At 72.7% G+C, this 18108-nt stretch carries 17 protein-coding genes; 7 read left to right on the top strand and 10 right to left on the bottom strand.

From position 1 onward, the window contains the following. Positions 1–152 precede the first annotated feature (152 nt). On the bottom strand, positions 153–803 hold the full coding sequence (locus AB0D49_RS24040) for a TetR family transcriptional regulator (protein ID WP_362760848.1): 651 nt from the start codon (positions 801–803) through the stop codon (positions 153–155). A gap of 169 nt (positions 804–972) precedes the next feature. On the opposite strand from AB0D49_RS24040, the gene AB0D49_RS24035 reads away from it, so the two are divergent. Next, a complete protein-coding gene (locus AB0D49_RS24035; protein WP_362760846.1) occupies positions 973–2202 on the top strand; it encodes an acyl-CoA dehydrogenase family protein in 1230 nt (409 codons plus the stop codon). Positions 2203–2306: 104 nt separating this feature from the next. On the opposite strand, the gene AB0D49_RS24030 is transcribed toward AB0D49_RS24035, so the two are convergent. The 8 genes from AB0D49_RS24030 to AB0D49_RS23995 form a co-directional block, all read right to left on the bottom strand. Continuing rightward, positions 2307–2831: a cupin domain-containing protein gene (locus tag AB0D49_RS24030; protein WP_362760844.1), complete on the bottom strand. Its 525-nt coding sequence runs from the start codon at positions 2829–2831 to the stop codon at positions 2307–2309. Between the two features lie 7 nt (positions 2832–2838). Next, on the bottom strand, positions 2839–4053 hold the full coding sequence (locus tag AB0D49_RS24025; protein ID WP_362760842.1) for a cytochrome P450: 1215 nt from the start codon (positions 4051–4053) through the stop codon (positions 2839–2841). Between the two features lies 1 nt (position 4054). Then, the gene (locus AB0D49_RS24020) at positions 4055–5191 is read right to left on the bottom strand and encodes a type III polyketide synthase (RefSeq protein WP_362760840.1); all 1137 of its coding nucleotides are present in this window, start codon (positions 5189–5191) and stop codon (positions 4055–4057) included. A gap of 185 nt (positions 5192–5376) precedes the next feature. Beyond that, on the bottom strand, positions 5377–5613 hold the full coding sequence (locus AB0D49_RS24015; RefSeq protein WP_362760838.1) for a DUF6213 family protein: 237 nt from the start codon (positions 5611–5613) through the stop codon (positions 5377–5379). A gap of 25 nt (positions 5614–5638) precedes the next feature. Then, entirely contained in the window at positions 5639–7024 is a 1386-nt protein-coding gene (locus AB0D49_RS24010; RefSeq protein WP_362760836.1) for an NADP-dependent succinic semialdehyde dehydrogenase, read from the bottom strand. A 173-nt stretch (positions 7025–7197) separates the two neighbouring features. Further along, positions 7198–7662, bottom strand: a complete 465-nt coding sequence (locus tag AB0D49_RS24005) for an NUDIX domain-containing protein (protein ID WP_362760834.1) — start codon at positions 7660–7662, stop codon at positions 7198–7200. After that, positions 7659–9269: an ATP-dependent DNA ligase gene (locus AB0D49_RS24000; RefSeq protein ID WP_362760832.1), complete on the bottom strand. Its 1611-nt coding sequence runs from the start codon at positions 9267–9269 to the stop codon at positions 7659–7661. The genes AB0D49_RS24005 and AB0D49_RS24000 overlap by 4 nt, the downstream gene beginning before the upstream one ends. A gap of 98 nt (positions 9270–9367) precedes the next feature. Next, positions 9368–10438 carry an NAD(P)/FAD-dependent oxidoreductase gene (locus AB0D49_RS23995; RefSeq protein ID WP_362760830.1) on the bottom strand — a complete coding sequence of 357 codons (1071 nt, stop codon included), beginning with the start codon at positions 10436–10438 and terminating at the stop codon, positions 9368–9370. A gap of 79 nt (positions 10439–10517) precedes the next feature. Here AB0D49_RS23995 and AB0D49_RS23990 point away from each other — a divergent pair, with 79 nt between their 5' ends. The 6 genes from AB0D49_RS23990 to AB0D49_RS23965 all read left to right on the top strand — a co-directional run bounded on the left by AB0D49_RS23990 (position 10518) and on the right by AB0D49_RS23965 (position 16647). Further along, positions 10518–11096 carry an XRE family transcriptional regulator gene (locus tag AB0D49_RS23990; protein ID WP_362760828.1) on the top strand — a complete coding sequence of 193 codons (579 nt, stop codon included), beginning with the start codon at positions 10518–10520 and terminating at the stop codon, positions 11094–11096. Between the two features lie 253 nt (positions 11097–11349). Further along, on the top strand, positions 11350–12321 hold the full coding sequence (locus tag AB0D49_RS23985) for an NADPH:quinone oxidoreductase family protein (protein ID WP_362760826.1): 972 nt from the start codon (positions 11350–11352) through the stop codon (positions 12319–12321). A 173-nt stretch (positions 12322–12494) separates the two neighbouring features. Continuing rightward, on the top strand, positions 12495–13658 hold the full coding sequence (locus AB0D49_RS23980; RefSeq protein ID WP_362760882.1) for an acyl-CoA dehydrogenase family protein: 1164 nt from the start codon (positions 12495–12497) through the stop codon (positions 13656–13658). Continuing rightward, positions 13655–14761: an acyl-CoA dehydrogenase family protein gene (locus tag AB0D49_RS23975; protein WP_362760824.1), complete on the top strand. Its 1107-nt coding sequence runs from the start codon at positions 13655–13657 to the stop codon at positions 14759–14761. Before AB0D49_RS23980 ends, AB0D49_RS23975 begins: the two co-directional genes overlap by 4 nt. Positions 14762–15469: 708 nt before the next feature. Continuing rightward, on the top strand, positions 15470–16330 hold the full coding sequence (locus AB0D49_RS23970) for a phosphatidylinositol-specific phospholipase C/glycerophosphodiester phosphodiesterase family protein (RefSeq protein WP_362760822.1): 861 nt from the start codon (positions 15470–15472) through the stop codon (positions 16328–16330). A 122-nt stretch (positions 16331–16452) separates the two neighbouring features. Continuing rightward, positions 16453–16647, top strand: a complete 195-nt coding sequence (locus AB0D49_RS23965; RefSeq protein WP_362760820.1) for a hypothetical protein — start codon at positions 16453–16455, stop codon at positions 16645–16647. A gap of 80 nt (positions 16648–16727) precedes the next feature. Here the strand turns inward: AB0D49_RS23965 and AB0D49_RS23960 are convergent, their stop codons facing one another. Further along, on the bottom strand, positions 16728–17984 hold the full coding sequence (locus AB0D49_RS23960; RefSeq protein WP_362760818.1) for a phosphodiester glycosidase family protein: 1257 nt from the start codon (positions 17982–17984) through the stop codon (positions 16728–16730). Positions 17985–18108 lie beyond the last annotated feature (124 nt).

The raw sequence follows: 18108 nt of genomic DNA, 5'->3' as shown, positions 1-18108 counted from the left end.
AACTCGGCGACCGGTACGGCGTTGGCCTCGGCCGCCGAGGTCACCTCGATGCCCCTCTCCCAGCAGGCGTCGGTGATGTGGTGCTTGCCCCCGATAGGGGCGCGGGGAACTGCGCGAACGGGCCCCACCGGGCCGCACCCGGCGTACGACCGTCAGAATCCCGGACCGCCCACGCGGTCCGCCGCCGCTGCCAGGCGGCCCCAGAGCAGGTCCGCGAGCGACGTCACCAACTCACGGCGAGTACAAGGACGTTCCCCCAGCCACCAGTCACCCGCCGCGTGCATCATCCCGACGATCCCGTGCCCCCACACCCGCGCCAGCTCATGGCTGCTGGGTCCGAGGTCCACCCGTTCCTCGATGACCTGGGCCAACTCCTCGCCCATTCGGCGGAGCAGCGGCGCGGAGTGCCGTCCGACGTCGAAGCCCTGGTCGCCGGGGGAGCCGTCCGCGCCGTCCGCCGGGTGCATCAGGAACCGGTACACCTGGGGCCGCGCCTCGATCGCGGCGAGGTAGGTGTCGAGGGTCGCCTCGACCCGCTCGCGGCGCCCCGCGGGCGCGTCCAGCGCGGCCCGCAGCGACGACAGCAACGCATCCGTATGCCGTGTGGCCAAAGCTGCGTAAAGCCCGCCCTTGTCGCCGAAGTGGCGGTACAGAATCGGCTTGGTGATGCCCGCCTCCGCGGCGATCGCGTTCATCGAGGCATGCGGACCGTCGCGCAGCACCACCCGGTCGGCGGCCTCCAGCAGCTCGCGCCGGCGGCGGTCGGCGGACCGCTGCTGCTCGGTCCGCTGCGTGGTGTCCATGTGCTCTCCCCACCTGTGCTGATTCGGTGACGCCTGCGCAAACTAACACTGATGATGTCCGAAGTATCGAACGGGCTGCCGACCCATGCTCGCGAGTTGACTTTTCCTACCCACTGGTAACAGACTGCGGTTACCGCAAGTAACAAGCATGGGTGGAGCTGGAGGGGACATGGCCGAGTTCACCATGGAGCTGAGCGACGACCAGAAGGAGGTCCGGGACTGGTTGCACGGCTTCGCCGCCGACGTCATCCGTCCCGCCGCCGCCGAATGGGACGAGCGTGAGGAGACTCCCTGGCCGGTCATCCAGGAGGCCGCCAAGGTCGGCATCTACTCCCTGGACTTCTACGCGCAGCAGTACTTCGACCCCACCGGGCTCGGCATCCCGATGGCGATGGAGGAACTGTTCTGGGGGGACGCCGGGATCGCGCTGTCGATCGTCGGCACCGGCCTCGCGGCCGTCGGTGTCCTCGCCAACGGCACCGAGGAACAGATCGGCACCTGGATACCCCAGATGTACGGCGACGCCGCCGACGTCAAGGTCGCCGCGTTCTGCTCCTCCGAACCGGACGCCGGGTCCGACGTCGCCTCGATGCGCACCCGCGCGGTCTACGACGAGGCCAAGGACGAGTGGGTGCTCGACGGCACCAAGACCTGGGCGACCAACGGCGGGATCGCCAATGTCCATGTCGTGGTGGCCGTCGTCGACCCCGACCTGGGCTCCAAGGGGCACGCCTCCTTCATCGTCCCGCCGGGCACCCCGGGGCTGTCCCAGGGGCAGAAGTTCAAGAAGCACGGCATCCGCGCCTCGCACACCGCCGAGGTCGTCCTCGACGGCGTCCGCGTGCCCGGCTCCTGTCTGCTCGGCGGCAAGGCCAAGCTGGACGACCGGCTCGCCCGTGCCCGGGAGCGGGCGAAGGCGGGCGGCGGCGAGCGGGTCAAGAACGCCGCCATGGCCACGTTCGAGGCGTCCCGGCCCGCCGTCGGCGCGATGGCGGTCGGCACCGCCCGCGCCGCCTACGAGGTCGCCCTCGACTACGCCATGACCCGGGAGCAGTTCGGGCGGCCCATCATCGACAACCAGGGCGTCGCCTTCCAGCTCGCCGATATGCGGACCGCCGTCGACGCGGCCCGGCTGCTGGTGTGGCGGGCGTCCTGGATGGCCGTCAACGGGCGGCCGTTCACCGCCGCCGAGGGCTCGATGTCCAAGCTGTTCGCCAGCGAGACGGCCAAGAAGGTGACCGGACAGGCCATCCAGATCCTCGGCGGCAACGGCTACACCCGGGAGTACCCGGTCGAGCGGATGCACCGGGACGCCGCCATCTACACCATCTTCGAGGGGACCAGCGAGATCCAGCGGCTGGTCATCGCCCGCACCTTGTCCGGGATGAGCATCCGGTAGCGGCCGGACGCCCGTCGGCGGCGGTCACCCGAACCCCTCTCCGGGATGAGCATCCGGTAGCGGCTGGACGGCCGCCCGCCGCGGTCACCGGTGTTCGTGCGGGGTCAGCCGCGGTGCTTGAGCGGGGTCAGCTGCTCGATGTCGTAGCGTCGGCGCAGTGCCTCGATCGCGGCGAGGTCGGGCGGGCCGCCGTCCTTGAGGATCTCCAGCAGTTCCTCGAAGTAGCGCTCGTGGTCCGGCGGCGGGCTCGCCTGGAAGAACATCTTCGCCGGGCTGTCCGTCGGGTTCGCGAACGCGTGCGGGCAGCCCGGGGGCACCACGATCACCGTGCCCGGGGTGGCCCGCACCACCCGGCTGCCCGAGCTGGACTCCCAGCGCTGCCAGTGGTCCGGGGTGCGGATACGCGGCTCGAAGGCCAGCACGTCCAGCTCCCCTTCGAGGACGTAGAACAGCTCCTCGCTGCGGGTGTGGACATGGGCGCCCACGTCGAAGCCCGGCGGGACCAGCACCTCGAAGGTGGAGGCCATCCGCGAGTGCGAGCCGGTCACCTTGAACGTCACATGCTGCGCGGGCGTCTGGACCACCCGGCCGTGGCCGGGCGGTACCAGCAGCCCCTCGGTCGCGGTCATCGGCCGCTCACCAGGCGACGGGCAGGGCCTCGGGCCCGCGGATCAGCGCGCCCTTCTTGAACGGGACGTCCTGTGGCGGGACCGCGAGCCGCAGCCCCGGCAGCCGGTCCAGCAACCCGTCGACCAGCAGCTCCGACTCCAGCCTGCCCAGCATCGCGCCGGGGCAGAAGTGCGGGCCGAAGCCGAAGGCGACATGCGGATTGGGCGTACGGCCGAAGTCGATCGTCTCCGGGTCGGGGAAGACGTCCGGGTCGCGGTTGGCGGCCAGGTAGGAGACGTAGATGGCGTCCCCCGCGCGGATCGTGTGGCCCGCGATCTCCACGTCCTCGGTCGCGATCCGCGACAGACCCACCGCGTTGCGGTGCGGGATGTACCGCAGCAGTTCGTCGATGGCCTGCGGACGGATCGCGGGCTCGGCCCGCAGCCGGTCCGCCAGCTCCGGCCGGGTCAGCAGCAGGTAGAACATCTGCCCGCTGTTGTTGGTGACCGCCTCACCGCCGATCTGGAGCAGCACCGCGAGGCCCACCGCCTCCTGGAGCGTCACCTCCGCCCGGCCCACCGCGGCGCCCAGCAGCGAGGTGACGTCCTCACCCGTGCTGTTCTCCCGCGACCCGATCAGCTCCGCGAAGTAGGCGCCCATCTCCTGCTTGGCCCGCTCGCTGACATCGGCGCCGTGCGAGGAGGACAGGATCAGCTGGGTCCAGGTGTGCATCCCGTGCCGGTCGGCCGCCGGGACCCCCATCAGCTCGCAGATCACCGCGATCGGGAACGGACTGAGCACCGCCTCGGTCAGATCGGCCGGCGGACCGGCCCGCTCCAGCTCGTCCAGCAGCTCGTCCAGCATCCGCCGGGACCGCTCCCGCACCCGCTCCACCCCGCGCGCGGTGAACGCGGGCGCCACCGAGCGGCGCAGCCGGGTGTGGTCCGGCGGGTCCAGGAAACCGACCGCGCCCCGGGCCGGGATGAAGTGCGGGGCGAGCCGGGTCACCGGCCGGTCCATCACCGCCTCCCGGCTGAACCGTGGATCGTTGGTCACCATCCGCACATCGTCGTACCGGGTGACCAGCCACGCCCAGCCCTCGCCGTTGGGCAGCCGGACCCGGGTCACCGGGCCCTCGTCCATCAGCTTGCGCAGCACCGGGTCGAAGTCGACACCGGTCAGATCGAGGGCCGGCCACGGCCGGACGGGGGGAGCGCTCTCGGTGATCGTCTCTTCGGTCATCTCATGCCGTCTCGTCGGAGCCGCTCCAGCGGCCGAGGCTCATCTCCGCGGTGATGCCGGGACCGAACCCGGCGAGCAGCCCGCGCGCCCGGTTCTCCGCGCCGCCCTCGTCGAACAGCCTGCGCAGCGCGTCCAGGACCACGGCACTCGCGATGTTGCCGTACTCCGTGAGCGTCGCCCGGCTGAAGCGGAAGGCGTGCGGCTCGACCTGGAGATACTTGCTGAGGTCGTCGAGGATGCGGGGACCACCCGCGTGGACTATGTAGAAGTCCAGGTCGGCGGCGTCCCAGCCGTGCAGCCCCGCGAGGTCCTGGAGCGCCGGGGCCAGCGGCTCCATGGTCCCGGGCACCCGCTTGTCCAGCAGGAAGTGGAACCCGGTGGACCGTACGTCGTACGAGATCCAGTCCTCGGTCTTCGGGATCAGGTACGAGGCGTTGCGCTCCAGCCGGACGCCCGTGCCGCCCCGGCCGCGCACCACGGCCGCGGCGACACCGTCGCCGAAGAGACCGTTGGAGAGCAGCGAGCCGATCCCGATGTCGGTGGGCTGGTAGCACAGCGAGCAGAACTCGCAGGCCACGATCAGCGCGTTGCCCTGCGGGTAGGCAAGGCAGAAGTCGTGCGCCCGGTTGATGGCCGCGCCGCCCGCCGCGCAGCCCAGCTGGGCTATCGGCAGCTGCCGGGTGGTGCTGTCGAAGTCCATCTCGTTGATCAGCCACGCGGTGAGCGAGGGCATCATGAAACCGGTGCACGAGACGTAGATGATCACGTCGATGTCGGAGGTGAGCAGCTCCGCGTCGTCCAGCGCCCGCTGCACCACGGCCGGCACACGCGCCTTGGCCTCCGCCTCGTAGAGCTTGTTGCGGTGCTCGAACCCCGGGTGCTTCAGGGTCTCCTCGATCGGCTGGACCAGGTGCCGGGTACGGACCCCGGTGTTCTCGATCAGCCGGAGGGCCAGCGGCAGTTGGGGGTGGTCGGCGTGGCGGGAGCGCGCCAGCTCCAGCGTCTCCTCCATCGTGATCACATGCTCTGGAACGGACACCGTGGGTCTGCACAAAGTCGCCATGAACCGTGCCTGCTTTCGCCGTCCGGAAGGCTCGCGCCCCCGGTCAGAAGGTGGTGCACCCGGAGGGTGGTCCACCAGAGGTGATGACCCCACGATCACCCCACGGCCCGACGACTTCGCGCGGAACTACTCCGTCTCGGGGACGGCCATTTTTAAACCCCGGGTCATGACAGCCCCCTATGGGCGCTGGGGGTACCCCCTCTGGGGGAGGAACTGTGCGAACAGCCCCCACCGGGCCGCACTTCGCGACGAACCGCCCGCTACTCCCGCTGCCCGCTGCTATGCGCAATACAGGCCACATCAATACGATCCGCCAACTTCGCCAACTCAATGGTCAACGCCGCGACCGTATCCTCGTCCAGCTCCCCGACCCCGGTCTCGACAAGCCGCAGCCACCGCCCCCCCAAGGTCCGCAGCAACTTGCTCACATCGGCGGCAGCCACCTGCAAGGTCCCGCGGTCGTCGACAATCAGCGGCAGGGTCACTTCGCGGTTCACAAATGGGATGGTAACCGCGCCCCCCTCACCGACCGTGCCAAACCGTGGTGATGTTGCAGAACTCCCGGATTCCGTGCCCGGACAGCTCACGCCCGTACCCGGACCGCTTGACCCCGCCGAACGGGAACGCCGGATGCGAGGCCGTCATCCCGTTGAAGAACACGCCTCCCGCCTCCAGATCCCGGCTGAACCGGTCCGTCTCCGCCTCGTCCCGCGTCCATACGCTGGAACTCAGCCCGAACGGTGAATCGTTCGCGATCAGCAGCGCCTCGTCCAGGTCACCGGCCCGGTACACCGTCGCCACCGGCCCGAACGCCTCCTCGCGGTGGATGCGCATCTCCCGGTCGATGCCGGTCAGCACGGTCGGCGGGTAGTACCAGCCGTCCCCCTCGGGCCGCTCGCCCCCGCACAGCACGGTCGCGCCGCCGCGCCGGGCGTCGTCCACCAGCTCCTCCAGATCGGCCCGCCCCCGCTCGGTGGCCAGCGGCCCCACATCGGTGTCCGCCGCCGTCGGATCGCCCACCGTGAGCGCCCGCATCCCGGCGGCGAACCGCTCGGCGAAGGCGTCATGGACGTCCGTGTGCACGATGAACCGCTTCGCGGCGATGCACGACTGCCCGTTGTTCTGCACCCGGGCGGTCACCGCGACCTCCGCCGCCCGCTCCAGGTCGGCCGACGGCATCACCACGAACGGATCGCTGCCGCCCAGCTCCAGCACCGTCTTCTTGATCATCTCGCCGCAGGTGGCGGCCACCGCCCGCCCGGCGGGCTCGCTGCCGGTCAGGGTGGCCGCCCTGACCCGCTCGTCGCGCAGGATCTCGTCCACCGCGCCCGAGCCGATCAGCAGGGTCTGGAAGCAGCCGGCCGGGTAGCCCGCGCGGAGGAAGAGATCCTCCAGGTAGAGGGCGGTCTGCGGGACGTTCGAGGCATGTTTGAGCAGCCCCACGTTCCCCGCCATCAGCGCGGGCGCGGCGAACCGCACCACCTGCCACAGCGGGAAGTTCCACGGCATCACCGCGAGCACCGGACCCAGCGGCCGGTATGTGACCCGCACCCGGGACGCCCCGGAGTCCGCCACGTCCGTCGGGTCCGGCACCTCGTCCGCGAGCAGCGCCTCCGCGTGCCCGGCGTACCAGCGCATCGCCCGCGCGCACTTCGCCGCCTCCGCCCGCGCCTGGGCGAGCGGCTTGCCCATCTCGGTGGTCATCACCCGGGCGATGTCCTCGCGGTCCTCGTCCAGCAGGTTCGCGGCCCGGACCAGCAGCCGTGAGCGATCGGTGAACGACCCGTCGCGATACGTACGGAAGGTGGCCTCGGCCAGTTGCAGCCGACGCTCGATCTCGTCCTCGCCCATGGCCTCGTACGTCCTGAGTGTCTCGCCGTTCGCCGGGTTCACCGTCGCGATGGGCATGACCGACCTCCTGACATACGGCTGTGCTACGACCTTCCCGCGCGGTGCGGGGGAGCGCAACGCGTGGGCGGGAGGGTCCCGGCGGGTGCGGGTGCGGGTGCGGGTGCGGGTGCGGGTGCGGGGGCTCAGCTCGGGTGTGGTCGGCTCTGCTTGGGTCTGGTTGTGCGGTGCGCTCAGTGTGGGTGTTCGGCCAGGCGGTCCAGGAACGCGCGCTGGGCCGTCACCAGCAGCTCCCGGGCCCGCTCCACGGGCAGCCACGCCACCCGGTCCAGCTCCGGGAACTCCTGGACGCGGCCCGAGCGGGGTGGCCACTCCAGGGTGAAGGTGCCCGGCACCACGTCCGCCGGGTCGAGATCCGCCTCCACCGCCCACACCGTGACCACCTTGCCGCCGCGCTGCCGCACCTCCCCGAGCGGTACGGGCTCCCCGTCGGGCGGCGCCAGACCCAGTTCCTCCCGGAACTCGCGCCGGGCCGCGTCCCAGGCGGTCTCGCCGTCCTCGTACTCGCCCTTCGGCACGGTCCACGCGCCCGCGTCCCTCGTCGCGAAGAACGGGCCGCCCATGTGGCCGAGCAGCACCTCACGGCCGCCGCCGGTGTCCCGGAACAGCAGCAGCCCGGCACTGCGCCGCCCGGTCACGGCGTGACCTCCGGGTGCGCGGCGAGCAGGTCCGCCACGGTGTCCGCCTCCGACGGGTCCTTGTCCTCGCGGTAGCGCACCACACGGGCGAAGCGCAGCGTGACCCCGGCGGGATAGCGGGTGGAGCGCTGGAGACCGTCGTAGGCGATCTCCACGACCAGCTCCGGGCGTACGGTGACCACCCGGCCGTCGTCCGACAGGGCCAGCTCCTGAAGCCGCTCGGTCTGCCGGCTCAGCATCGCGTCCGTCATGCCCTTGAACGTCTTGCCGAGCATCGTGAACGAGCCGTCCGCCGCGCGGGCGCCCAGATGCAGGTTGGAGAGCCTGCCGGTGCGGCGGCCGTGGCCCCACTCGGCGGCCAGCACCACCAGGTCCAGGGTGTGCACGGGCTTCACCTTCAGCCAGGACGCGCCCCGCCGCCCGGCGCCGTACGGTGCCGCCAGCGACTTGACGACCACGCCCTCGTGGCCCCGGGCGAGGGTCTCGGCGAGGAACGCCTCCGCCTTGGGCGTGTCCGCCGGGCCCGCGACCAGTGTCCGGCGGACCCGCATCGGCTCCGGGACCAGCGCGGCCAGCGCCGCGTGCCGCTCGGCGAAGGGGAGGTCGAGGAGGTCACGGCCGTCGGCGCTGAGCGCGTCGAAGAACACCGGGGAGACCCGGGTCGTGCCGGCCGCGCCCGCCACGTCCAGCCGGGAACCGACCCGTCCGGCGGTCTCCTGGAAGGCACGCGGCCGACCGTCCGGGCCGAGCGCGATCACCTCGCCGTCCAGGACGAACCGGTCGCTGGGCAGCGCCAGGACCGCCGCGGTGACCTCGGGGAGGCGTTCGGTGATGTCGTGCAGGGTGCGGGTGTAGAGGTGGACGTGCGGGCCGTCGCGGTGCGCCTGGACACGGATGCCGTCGAGTTTCTCCTCCACCGCGCAGCCGTTCAGCTCGTTCGGTTCGTTCGGTTCGTTCGGTTCGTTCGGTTCGTCTTGTGTGTTCGGCTCGCCTGGTCTGGTCAGCCGTTCCACGGCCTCGGCGACCGAGGACGCGCTCTGCGCCAGCATCGGCTGTACGGGGCTGCCGACCGTCAGCCGGAAGCGGGCCAGCGCGTCCGGACCCTCGCCCAGCAGGGCCTGGGCGACCGGCTGGAGGGAGCCCGCGAGCATCACCGCGCGGCGGACGTCGGCGGGCGGCGCGCCGGTCGCCCCGGCCAGCGCCTCCACCGCCAGCGCGTCCAGCGCCCCCTGCCGTACCTCGCCGGTGATCAGCCCGAACAGGAACCGCTGCTCGTCCTCGGTGGCGGCGGCGCGCAGCGCGTCCAGCAGCCGGGCCCGCTCCGTCTGCGAGCCCGCGCCCGTGACCGCGCCCAGCTCGGTGAGCCGGGCGTCCACGTCACGGACGGTCAGCGTGGGCGTGGCCGCCGGGGGCACCGGGCGGCCGAGCAGTTTCCAGCCGACGCCGAGACGGCCCTGCGGGAGCCGTCCGGCGAGATACGGGATGACGATCGGGACGTCGTCCGCGTCCGTCTCCCGGAACAGGTCGGCGAGCAGGGCGGTCTTGCGGGAGCGGGCCGATGTGGCGGCGACCTCGCGGGAGACCTGGGCGAGCCGGGACAGCAGCATGGGGTCATGGTGCTACGGGGTGGCGGGGATTTCTTGCCGGGCGGTCCCCGAGGGGGCGGGTGCGGGTGTGGGTGGGTGTGGGTGTGGGTGGGTGTGGGTTACGTGGTGATCTTTGTGTCCAGGTCCGTCATCAGCAGCTCTCCGTTGAGCGCGGCGGCGGCCCGGTAGCCGCCGCTGACCGCGTGCGGGACCTGTTCGCCGAAGCCCATGGCGTTGCCCGCCGCGTACACCCCGGGGACCGAGGTGAGACCGGTCGGGTCGACCTCGGCGTACGCGCCGAAGGGGGTCTCGGTCAGCCGGGCGCCGAGCCGCTCCAGGAGACCGGTCCGCGGGACCGGGCGGGGCGCGGTGAACAGGACCTCGCGGTCGTGGACCGTCCCGTCGGCCAGCCTCACCCCGGTCAGCCGGACGCCGGTGGGCCCGTCGTCGGCCGTGAGGACCTCGGCCACCTCGCCGGGCACCACCTTGACCCCGGCCGCCGCGAGCCGCCGCAGATCCTGGTCGGACAGCTCGGTCTCGTCGACGGTGTGCAGGAAGAAGGTCACGTCCGGGGACCACTGGGTGACCATCAGCGCCTGGTGCACGCTGAGCGCGCTGGTCGCCAGCACGCCGAACGCGCGGTCGCGGACCTCCCAGCCGTGGCAGTACGGGCAGTGCAGTACGTCCTTGCCGAACCGTGCGGCGAGTCCCGGCAGCGGTGGGAGCTGGTCCTTGAGGCCGGTGGTGATGATCAGGCGGCGGGCGGAGGCGGTTCGTCCGCTCTCCAGGGTCACGGTGAAGCCGGTTGCTGTGGCGGTCGCTGTGCCGGTGGTGGCGCCGTGGTTGCGGGTGCCGGTGGTGGGGCCGTCGTTCCGGGTGATGTCCACGGCTCGGTCCTTGAGCTGGTCCACGTCGTCGTAGTGGGCGACCTCCGCGCGGCCGAGCGCCAGGAACTCCGCCGGGGGCATCCCGTCCCGGGTGAGGTAGCCCTGCATGTGCGGGGACGGGGCGTTGCGCGGCTCGCCCGCGTCCACGACCAGGGTCCGGCGCCGGGCGCGGCCGAGGACGAGGGCGGCGGAGAGACCGGCCGCGCCGCCACCGACGACGATCACCTCGTAGGGGCGGGCGAGGTCGGGCGGGCCGGGCCGATCGGTCCGGGGGTCGGCGGGTGTCTCGAATGTGTCGGTCATGGGTGACCACCTCCATGAGTGACCGTCCACGGTCCGGTGCCGTATTGACAAATCTCTTTGCTGAAACTGCAATGGCCGGATGAGTACGGAAGAAGTCCTGGCCGGAGTCGGACCGCGGCTGCGGCAGATGCGCAAGGAGCGCGAGGTGACGCTGTCCGCGCTGTCCGAGGCGACCGGCATCTCGGTGAGCACGCTGTCCCGGCTGGAGTCGGGGCTGCGTAAACCCAGTCTGGAACTGCTGCTGCCGATCGCGCAGGCCCACCAGGTGCCGCTGGACGAACTCGTGGGAGCGCCCGCCGTCGGCGACCCCCGGGTGCGGGCCGAGCCCATCCACCGGCATGGGCGGACCTACATCCCGCTCACCCGCCAGCCGGGCGGGCTCCAGGCGTTCAAGGTGCTGCTGCCGGCCCGCGCGGGCGAGCCCGAGCCGCGCACCCACGAGGGGTACGAATGGCTGTACGTGCTCTCCGGGCGGGTGCGGCTGGTGCTGGGGGAGCACGATGTGGTGCTCACGGCGGGGGAGGCGGCGGAGTTCGACACGCGGGTGCCGCACTGGTTCGGGTCTACGGGGGAGGGGGCCGCGGAGTTCCTGAGTCTGTTCGGGCCGCAGGGCGAGCGGATTCATGTGCGGGCTCGGCCGAAGCGGGCGGGGGATTGATGGCGGGGAGTGACGGCCGGGGGTGATGGCGGGGAGTGATGGCCGGGGGAGTGGCGGCCGTCGAGTGGTGGCGGGGGCGATGGCCGGAAGTGACGCGGCGGGTGTTCCTGGAGCGGTTCGGCTGGGGAGGGGGTGATGATCCGCGGACGGGTGATGATCCGGGGAGGTGGTTCCCTTGGGGCAAGCGACCGCTTAGTATGCGGTGCAGTCGAGTGAACCGGTGTTGACCGAGCAGTTTCGCTGGAGGCCCCTCATGCAGGCATGGCAGGTGCACGAGAACGGTGAGCCCGGCGAGGTGATGCGGTGCACCGACGTGGCGCCGCCCACTCCGGGCGAGGGTCAGGTCCTGCTGCGGGTGCGCGCCGCCGATGTCAACTTCCCGGACGCGCTGCTGTGCCGGGGCCAGTACCAGGTGCGCCCGCCGCTGCCATTCACCCCCGGCCTGGAGATCTGCGGGGAGACCGAGGACGGCCGCCGGATGCTCGCCAACCCCGTGCTGCCGTACGGCGGGTTCGCCGAGTACGCCGTCGCCGAGGCCGCCGCGCTGCTGCCCGCGCCGGAGTCGCTGGACGACGCCGAGGCCGCCGCGCTGCACATCGGCTACCAGACCGGCTGGTTCGGGCTGCACCGCCGGGCCGCGCTGCGCGAGGGCGAGACCCTGCTCGTGCACGCCGCGGCGGGCGGGGTCGGCAGCGCCGCCGTCCAACTCGGGAAGGCGGCCGGGGCGCGGGTCGTCGGGGTCGTCGGCGGTGCCGCCAAGGCGGCCGTCGCCCGGGAACTGGGCTGCGACGTGGTGATCGACCGGCGTACGGAGGACGTGATAGCGGCCGTCAAGGAGGCGACGGGCGGCCGGGGCGCCGATGTGATCTACGACCCGGTGGGCGGGACGGCGTACGAGCAGTCCACCAAGGTCGTCGCCTTCGAGGGCCGGATCGTGGTCGTCGGCTTCGCGGGCGGTTCGATACCGCGGCCCGCGCTGAACCACGCACTGGTGAAGAACTACGCGATCCTCGGCCTGCACTGGGGCCTCTACAACACCAAGAACCCGGCCCTGGTCCGGCACTGCCACGACGAGCTGACCGAGCTGGCCGCGCGCGGAGCCGTCAAGCCGCTGGTGAGCGAGCGGGTGCCGCTCGGCGCGGCGGCGGACGCGGTGCAGCGGGTCGCCGACGGGACGACGACCGGGCGGATCGTGGTCGTACCGGAGAAGGGAGCCGTCGTATGAGCGACTTGGAGGGACGGGTCGCCGTGGGGAGTAGCAGCGGGGGGTCCTCGGAGACTGCCGCCGAGAGAGTGCCCTTTGCGGCGGGTACGGACGGGGTGTCGACGGTGACCGGTGCTGAAGAGGCGTCGCCCGCCGCCGGTGCTGAAGGGGCGTCGCCCGCCGGTGCCGATGAGCTGCGGCGCCGTACCGCCGCGCTGCTGGCCGCGTATCCGCCCGCCGCCACCGCGCCGCTCGACTTCCTGCGGGCCCGGTTCGACGCCGGGCTCGCCTGGGTGCACTTCCCGGAGGGGCTCGGCGGGCTCGGTCTGTCCCGCTCCCTCCAGGCCGTGGTGGACGCCGAACTCGCCGCCGCGGGCGCCCCCGACAACGATCCCCGGCGGATCGGCATCGGCCTCGGCATGGCCGCGCCGACCATCCTGAAGTACGGCACGCCCGAGCAGCGGCAGCGCTATCTGCGGCCGTTGTGGGTGGGCGAGGAGGTGTGGTGCCAGCTGTTCAGCGAGCCGGGCGCCGGGTCCGACCTCGCCGCGCTCGGCACCCGGGCCGTCCGTGAGGGCGACGACTGGGTGGTGAACGGGCAGAAGGTGTGGACGTCCAGCGCGCATCTCGCCCGCTGGGCCATCCTCATCGCCCGCACCGACCCGGACGTGCCCAAGCACGCGGGCATCACCTACTTCCTCTGCGACATGACCGACCCGGGAGTGGAGGTCCGCCCGCTGCGGCAGCTCACCGGGGAGGCCGAGTTCAACGAGGTGTTCCTGACCGGCGTCCGCATCCCCGACACACGGCGGCTCGGCGCCGTCGGCGACGGCTGGCGGGTCGCCCAGACCACCCTCAACAACGAACGGGTCGCCATCGGCGGGATGCGGCTGCCGCGCGAGGGCGGCATGATCGGCCCCGTCGCCCGGACCTGGCGCGAACGCCCCGAACTGCGCACCCATGAACTGCACCAGCGGCTGCTGACCCTGTGGGTGGAGGCCGAGGTCGCCCGCCTCACCGGGGAACGGCTGCGCCAGCAACTCGCCGTCGGACAGCCCGGCCCCGAGGGCGCCGGGATGAAACTCGCCTTCGCCCGGCTCAACCAGCAGATCAGCGGTCTGGAGGTGGAACTCCGCGGCGAGGAGGGCCTCCTGTACGACGACTGGACCCTGCGCCGCCCGGAACTCGTCGACTTCACCGGCCGCGACGCCGGATACCGCTATCTGCGCGCCAAGGGCAACAGCATCGAGGGCGGCACCAGCGAGATCCTGCTGAACATCGTCGCCGAGCGGGTTCTCGGGCTGCCCGCCGAGCCCCGCACCGACAAGGACGTCGCCTGGAAGGACCTCGCCCGATGACCGATCTGCTCTACTCCGAGGAGGAGGACGCGCTGCGGGCGGCGGTCCGTGGTCTGCTGGCCGACCGCGGCGACCCGGCGTCCGTGCTCGCCCGCGCCGAGTCCGCCGGACCGGTCCACGACCCCCGCCTCTGGAAGACCCTCGCCGGGGAGATGGGCCTCGCGGGCCTGCTGATCCCCGAGGAACGGGGCGGCCAGGGCGCCTCGCACCGGGAGGCCGCCGTCGTCCTGGAGGAACTGGGGCGGGCCGTGGCGCCCGTGCCGTATCTGACCAGTGCCGTGGTCGCGACCGAGGCGCTGCTGGCCTGCGGGGCGGACGACCTCCTCGCGGAACTGGCGTCCGCGGCCTCGGTGGGCGTGCTCTGCGTCGGCCTGCACACCGCGCCGACCGCCGGCCTGCGGACCGTACGCGTCGAGAACGGGACCCTGCGCGGGGAACTGACCGGCGTCGCCGACGCGGTGGCCGCCGATGTGCTGCTGGTCCCGGCGGACGACGGCGGCCTCTACGCGGTCGCCGCGGCGGACGTCACCGTCGTACCGCGGGTGTCGCTGGACCTGACGCGGCCGGTGGCGACCGTGGTGCTGGACGGCGCGGCCGGGCGACGGCTCGGCGAGGCCGCTCCCGCCGTACGACGGGCGCTGCGAGCCGGGGCCGGGCTGCTGGCGTCCGAGCAACTGGGGGTCGCGGACTGGGCGCTGACCGAGACCGTGCGGTATCTGAAGGAGCGCACGCAGTTCAACCGTCCGGTCGGAGGGTTCCAGGCGCTCAAGCACCGGTTGGCGCAGCTGTGGCTGGAGATCGCGCATCTGCGGGCCGCGGCACGCGCAGCGGCGGACGCGTTGGCGACGGGGGTCGAACCGGATCTCGCGGTCGCCGTGGCGCAGGCGTACGCGGCGGGGGTCGCCGTGCGGGCGACCGAGGAGGCGCTTCAGTTGCATGGGGGGATCGGGATGACGTGGGAGCATCCGGTGCATCTCTATCTGAAGAGGGCCAAGGCGGACTCGATCGCCTATGGGACGGCGGGAGCGCATCGGGAGTGGGTGGGCGGGTTGGCGGATCTTGTGGGGCCGGGGGGTGGGGGCGAGGTGGTGGTGCGGGGTTGAGGGGTTTGCGGGCGATGTGGTGATGCGGGGCTTGGGGGCTAGGTGGTGGTGTGGGGCTGAGGGGCTTGGGGGGTGCGGGTCGCCGCCCGGGGTGCCGATTCCGTGCTCGGCGACGTCCCGCGTCTGAGGCGGCGGTGCAGGTGTGCGTCGGCGGCGTCGGTGTCGCGTCGGGTGCGCTGGTTTGCGGTGGGTGTGGGCTGGCGTGGGCTGGCGTGGAGTGCGGGAGTGGTCGGTCGTCGGGAGCGCACTGGGTTTGGGGTGTCCGGAGCGCCGGGGGTTTGCGGCGTCGGGAGCGCCGGGCGCTCGCGACGTGGGGGGCGTCGAAGACTCGGGGCGTCGGGATCGCCGAGGGCACGCGGCGCAGCCGGTGCTGGGGTCTGGACCCCTGGACCCCCGGACCCCTGGACCTCTGGACCCCAGGACCTCTGGACCTCTGGACCCCAGGACCCCAGGACCCCCGGGGCCCGGAGTCCCGGGCGTTTCCAGCGGTGTCCGTCCGCCGATCTTCACGAGGGTACGTTCCGCGGAAGTCGGGGCGACGCGCGGGCGACGCCCGTCCCACCAGGGGCGGACCGCCCGGTGTGCGCCGCGCGGATGAAGTGAACGTCCGGCGGCGGTCCGGCCAACTCGCCGCCCGGCTCTGCCCCTTGGCGGCCCCGGAACCGCATACTCCTTGCGGTTCCGTCCGGCCCACCAGGGAGGCAGCGCATGGCCCTCACCACTCGTCGCAGAGCCCTCACGACCCTCGGCGCCGCCCTCGCGGGCACGGTCGCCCTGCCCGGCGCGACCGCGCTCGCGGGCGAGAACAAGCACCGCGGCCCGCGTCCCCTGTGGCGGGCCCACGCCCACAACGACTACGAACACCCCCGTCCCCTGCTCGACGCGCTCGACCATCGCTTCGGCAGTGTCGAGGCGGACATCTACCTCGTCGGCGACCAGCTCCTCGTGGCCCACGACCCCGAGGACCTCGACCCGGCCCGCACTCTTGAGTCCCTCTACCTGGACACGCTCGCCGCGCGCGTCAAGGCCAACAAGGGGTCCGTGTACCGGGGTCACCGAGGCTCCCTCCAACTGCTTGTCGACATCAAGACGGAGGGCGCCTCGACGTACCGCGAACTCGACCGTCACCTCCAGCGCTACAAGAACCTCTTCACCACCTACCGGGACGGCCGGGTGCGGCCCGGCCCCGTCACCGCCGTGATCTCCGGCGACCGCGCGGCCCGGGGCCCGATGGAGGCCCAGACCAGCCGCCGCGCCTTCTACGACGGCCGGCTGGCCGACCTCGGCACGTCGGCCCCCGCCTCCTTCGTCCCGCTCATCAGCGACAACTGGACGCTGCACTTCACCTGGCGGGGCGTCGGCGCGTTCCCCGCCGCCGAACGGCGGAAGCTGCACGCGATCACCGGCGCGGCGCACGCGCGCGGCCAGCAGATCCGCTTCTGGGCGACCCCCGACCTGGCGGGTCCCGCGCGGGACGCCCTCTGGACCGAACTGCTCGCCGCGGACGTCGACTTCATCAACACCGACGACCTGCTGGGCCTGGAGGCGTTCCTCGACGCCCGGCGCTGACCCGGGAGGGCCCCGGGCAACACCACACGTTCGGCGGACAGGCCAGCCGCACGGACGAACCCTCCGCTACGCCACACTTGCGGCCGAACGCCGCGAACGGGACGTGGCGGAGGAGGTTCACCATGGCCATTTCCATCTCTGCGACGCTGCTGCTGCTGATCCTCGCCGCGGTCTTCCTGCGCAACGGGGGCCTCAAGCTCACCCACGCGGTGGTCTGCGCGCTGCTCGGCTTCTCCCTCGCGGGGACGAGCGTCGCGCCGACCATCTACAGCGGGATGACGGCCACGGCGGACATCGTGAGCAGCCTGCGCCCCTGACGCCCTGCGCCCCAGACGTCCTGCGCCCCCGACGTTCTGCGCCCGACGCCTGGCGCCCGGGGCGGTGGACGGGGCGAAACCTAGCCCGCCGATGCGGATGCCGTGGCCGAGAAGACCCCGATCCCATTGGGAACGGCCCGCTCCGCCCCACCGCTCGGATGGTTCCGCACGGTCACCGAGGCGCTCCCCGCGTCCCGGGCGACCAGTGTGGAGGACCCCCCACCGTCCAGGCTGAACCCCTGTACGGCCCCCCACTGCCGCAGCAGCCCGGCGACCTCGGCGATGGTCAGCCCCGCGTACCCGGGCGACCCGTCCACGGCGAACAGGAGCAGCCGCCGTCCGCCGTCCGCGATCCCGGCGCCCGTCCGCACCGCCGCCGTCCGGTCGTCGAGCCCGGGCAGCGGCCGGCCGTCCCGCAGCACCGGATACCCGCCGACGGCCAGCCGGTAGGGCTGCCGGCGCCCCGTGGCCACCAGCCGGTGCCCGACCCGCAGCCGCTCGCCCACCTCGTACGCCCGCAGCCGGCGCGCGCCCGCCTCCCGGCCCACCAGCACGGTGCTCCCGGCGGCGATGGCCCCGCCGCCGGGCCGCTCGGCGGTGCTCACCACACGTCCGCCGCGCACCGTCACCTCGTAGGTGTCGGTGGTGCAGGGCGCACCCCGGTCGCTGTCCGTGCCGCAGGTCGCCCGCACCCGCGACGCGCTGCCCCAGTCCGCCGTGAACGCCCCGATGGAACCGACGGGCAGGGCGTACTGGTTGAGCCCGCCGAGCGCCATCCTGTCCCTGCCGCCGCCGGCCCACCCCTTCAGCGTCAGCCGCTCCAGCCGCGCCCGCCGGTCCCAGCCGACCGTGAGCACGTCCTCGGTCCCGGTGCCGGGCGGCAGCGCGGGCCCGAACCGCTGCCCGTCCGGCACCGCGCTCTTGAGCACCTTCCCGTCCGCGATCGCGGGCCCGACACTCGCTCCCGTCGCCTCGACCCCCGGATGCTGGGTCTCACTGATGTTGAAGAAGTCCCCGTTGACCCCGGCGACGGCCCCCTGTCCGTCCGCCATCACCGACACCGCGGCCCGCGAGGCGACCTTCCCCGGGTACAGCAGCCCGAGCCGGACACCGGGCGCGCGCAGGTCGACGCTGAGGAGATGGACCCGGGTGGGACCCTTGGCGACCTGTAGGTCCCGGGACTCGTAGGTGACACCGGGGGCGACCGCGGTGACCGTGCTCGGCCGTGCACTGGCCGGTGCCGCTCCCACCACGACCGTGCCGACCAGGGCACCGAACGCCGTGACCACCGCGAAGACCGCTCTGCCGCACACCGTGGATCGCCGCCGACGTGTCATCGAACCCCCTGAGGTCCCGTCAACTGTCCTGGGAATCAGAGGGAGTGAAGCAGACGGCCGTGGCCACCGGTATGCCGACGCGTCGCCCGCGCACGAACGGACCGGAAACCGGGGGCGGCCGGGG

It is taken from the genome of Streptomyces sp. NPDC048290 (assembly GCF_040652095.1).
Lineage (GTDB): Bacteria > Actinomycetota > Actinomycetes > Streptomycetales > Streptomycetaceae > Streptomyces.
This window is presented reverse-complemented; position numbering and strand designations above follow the sequence as displayed.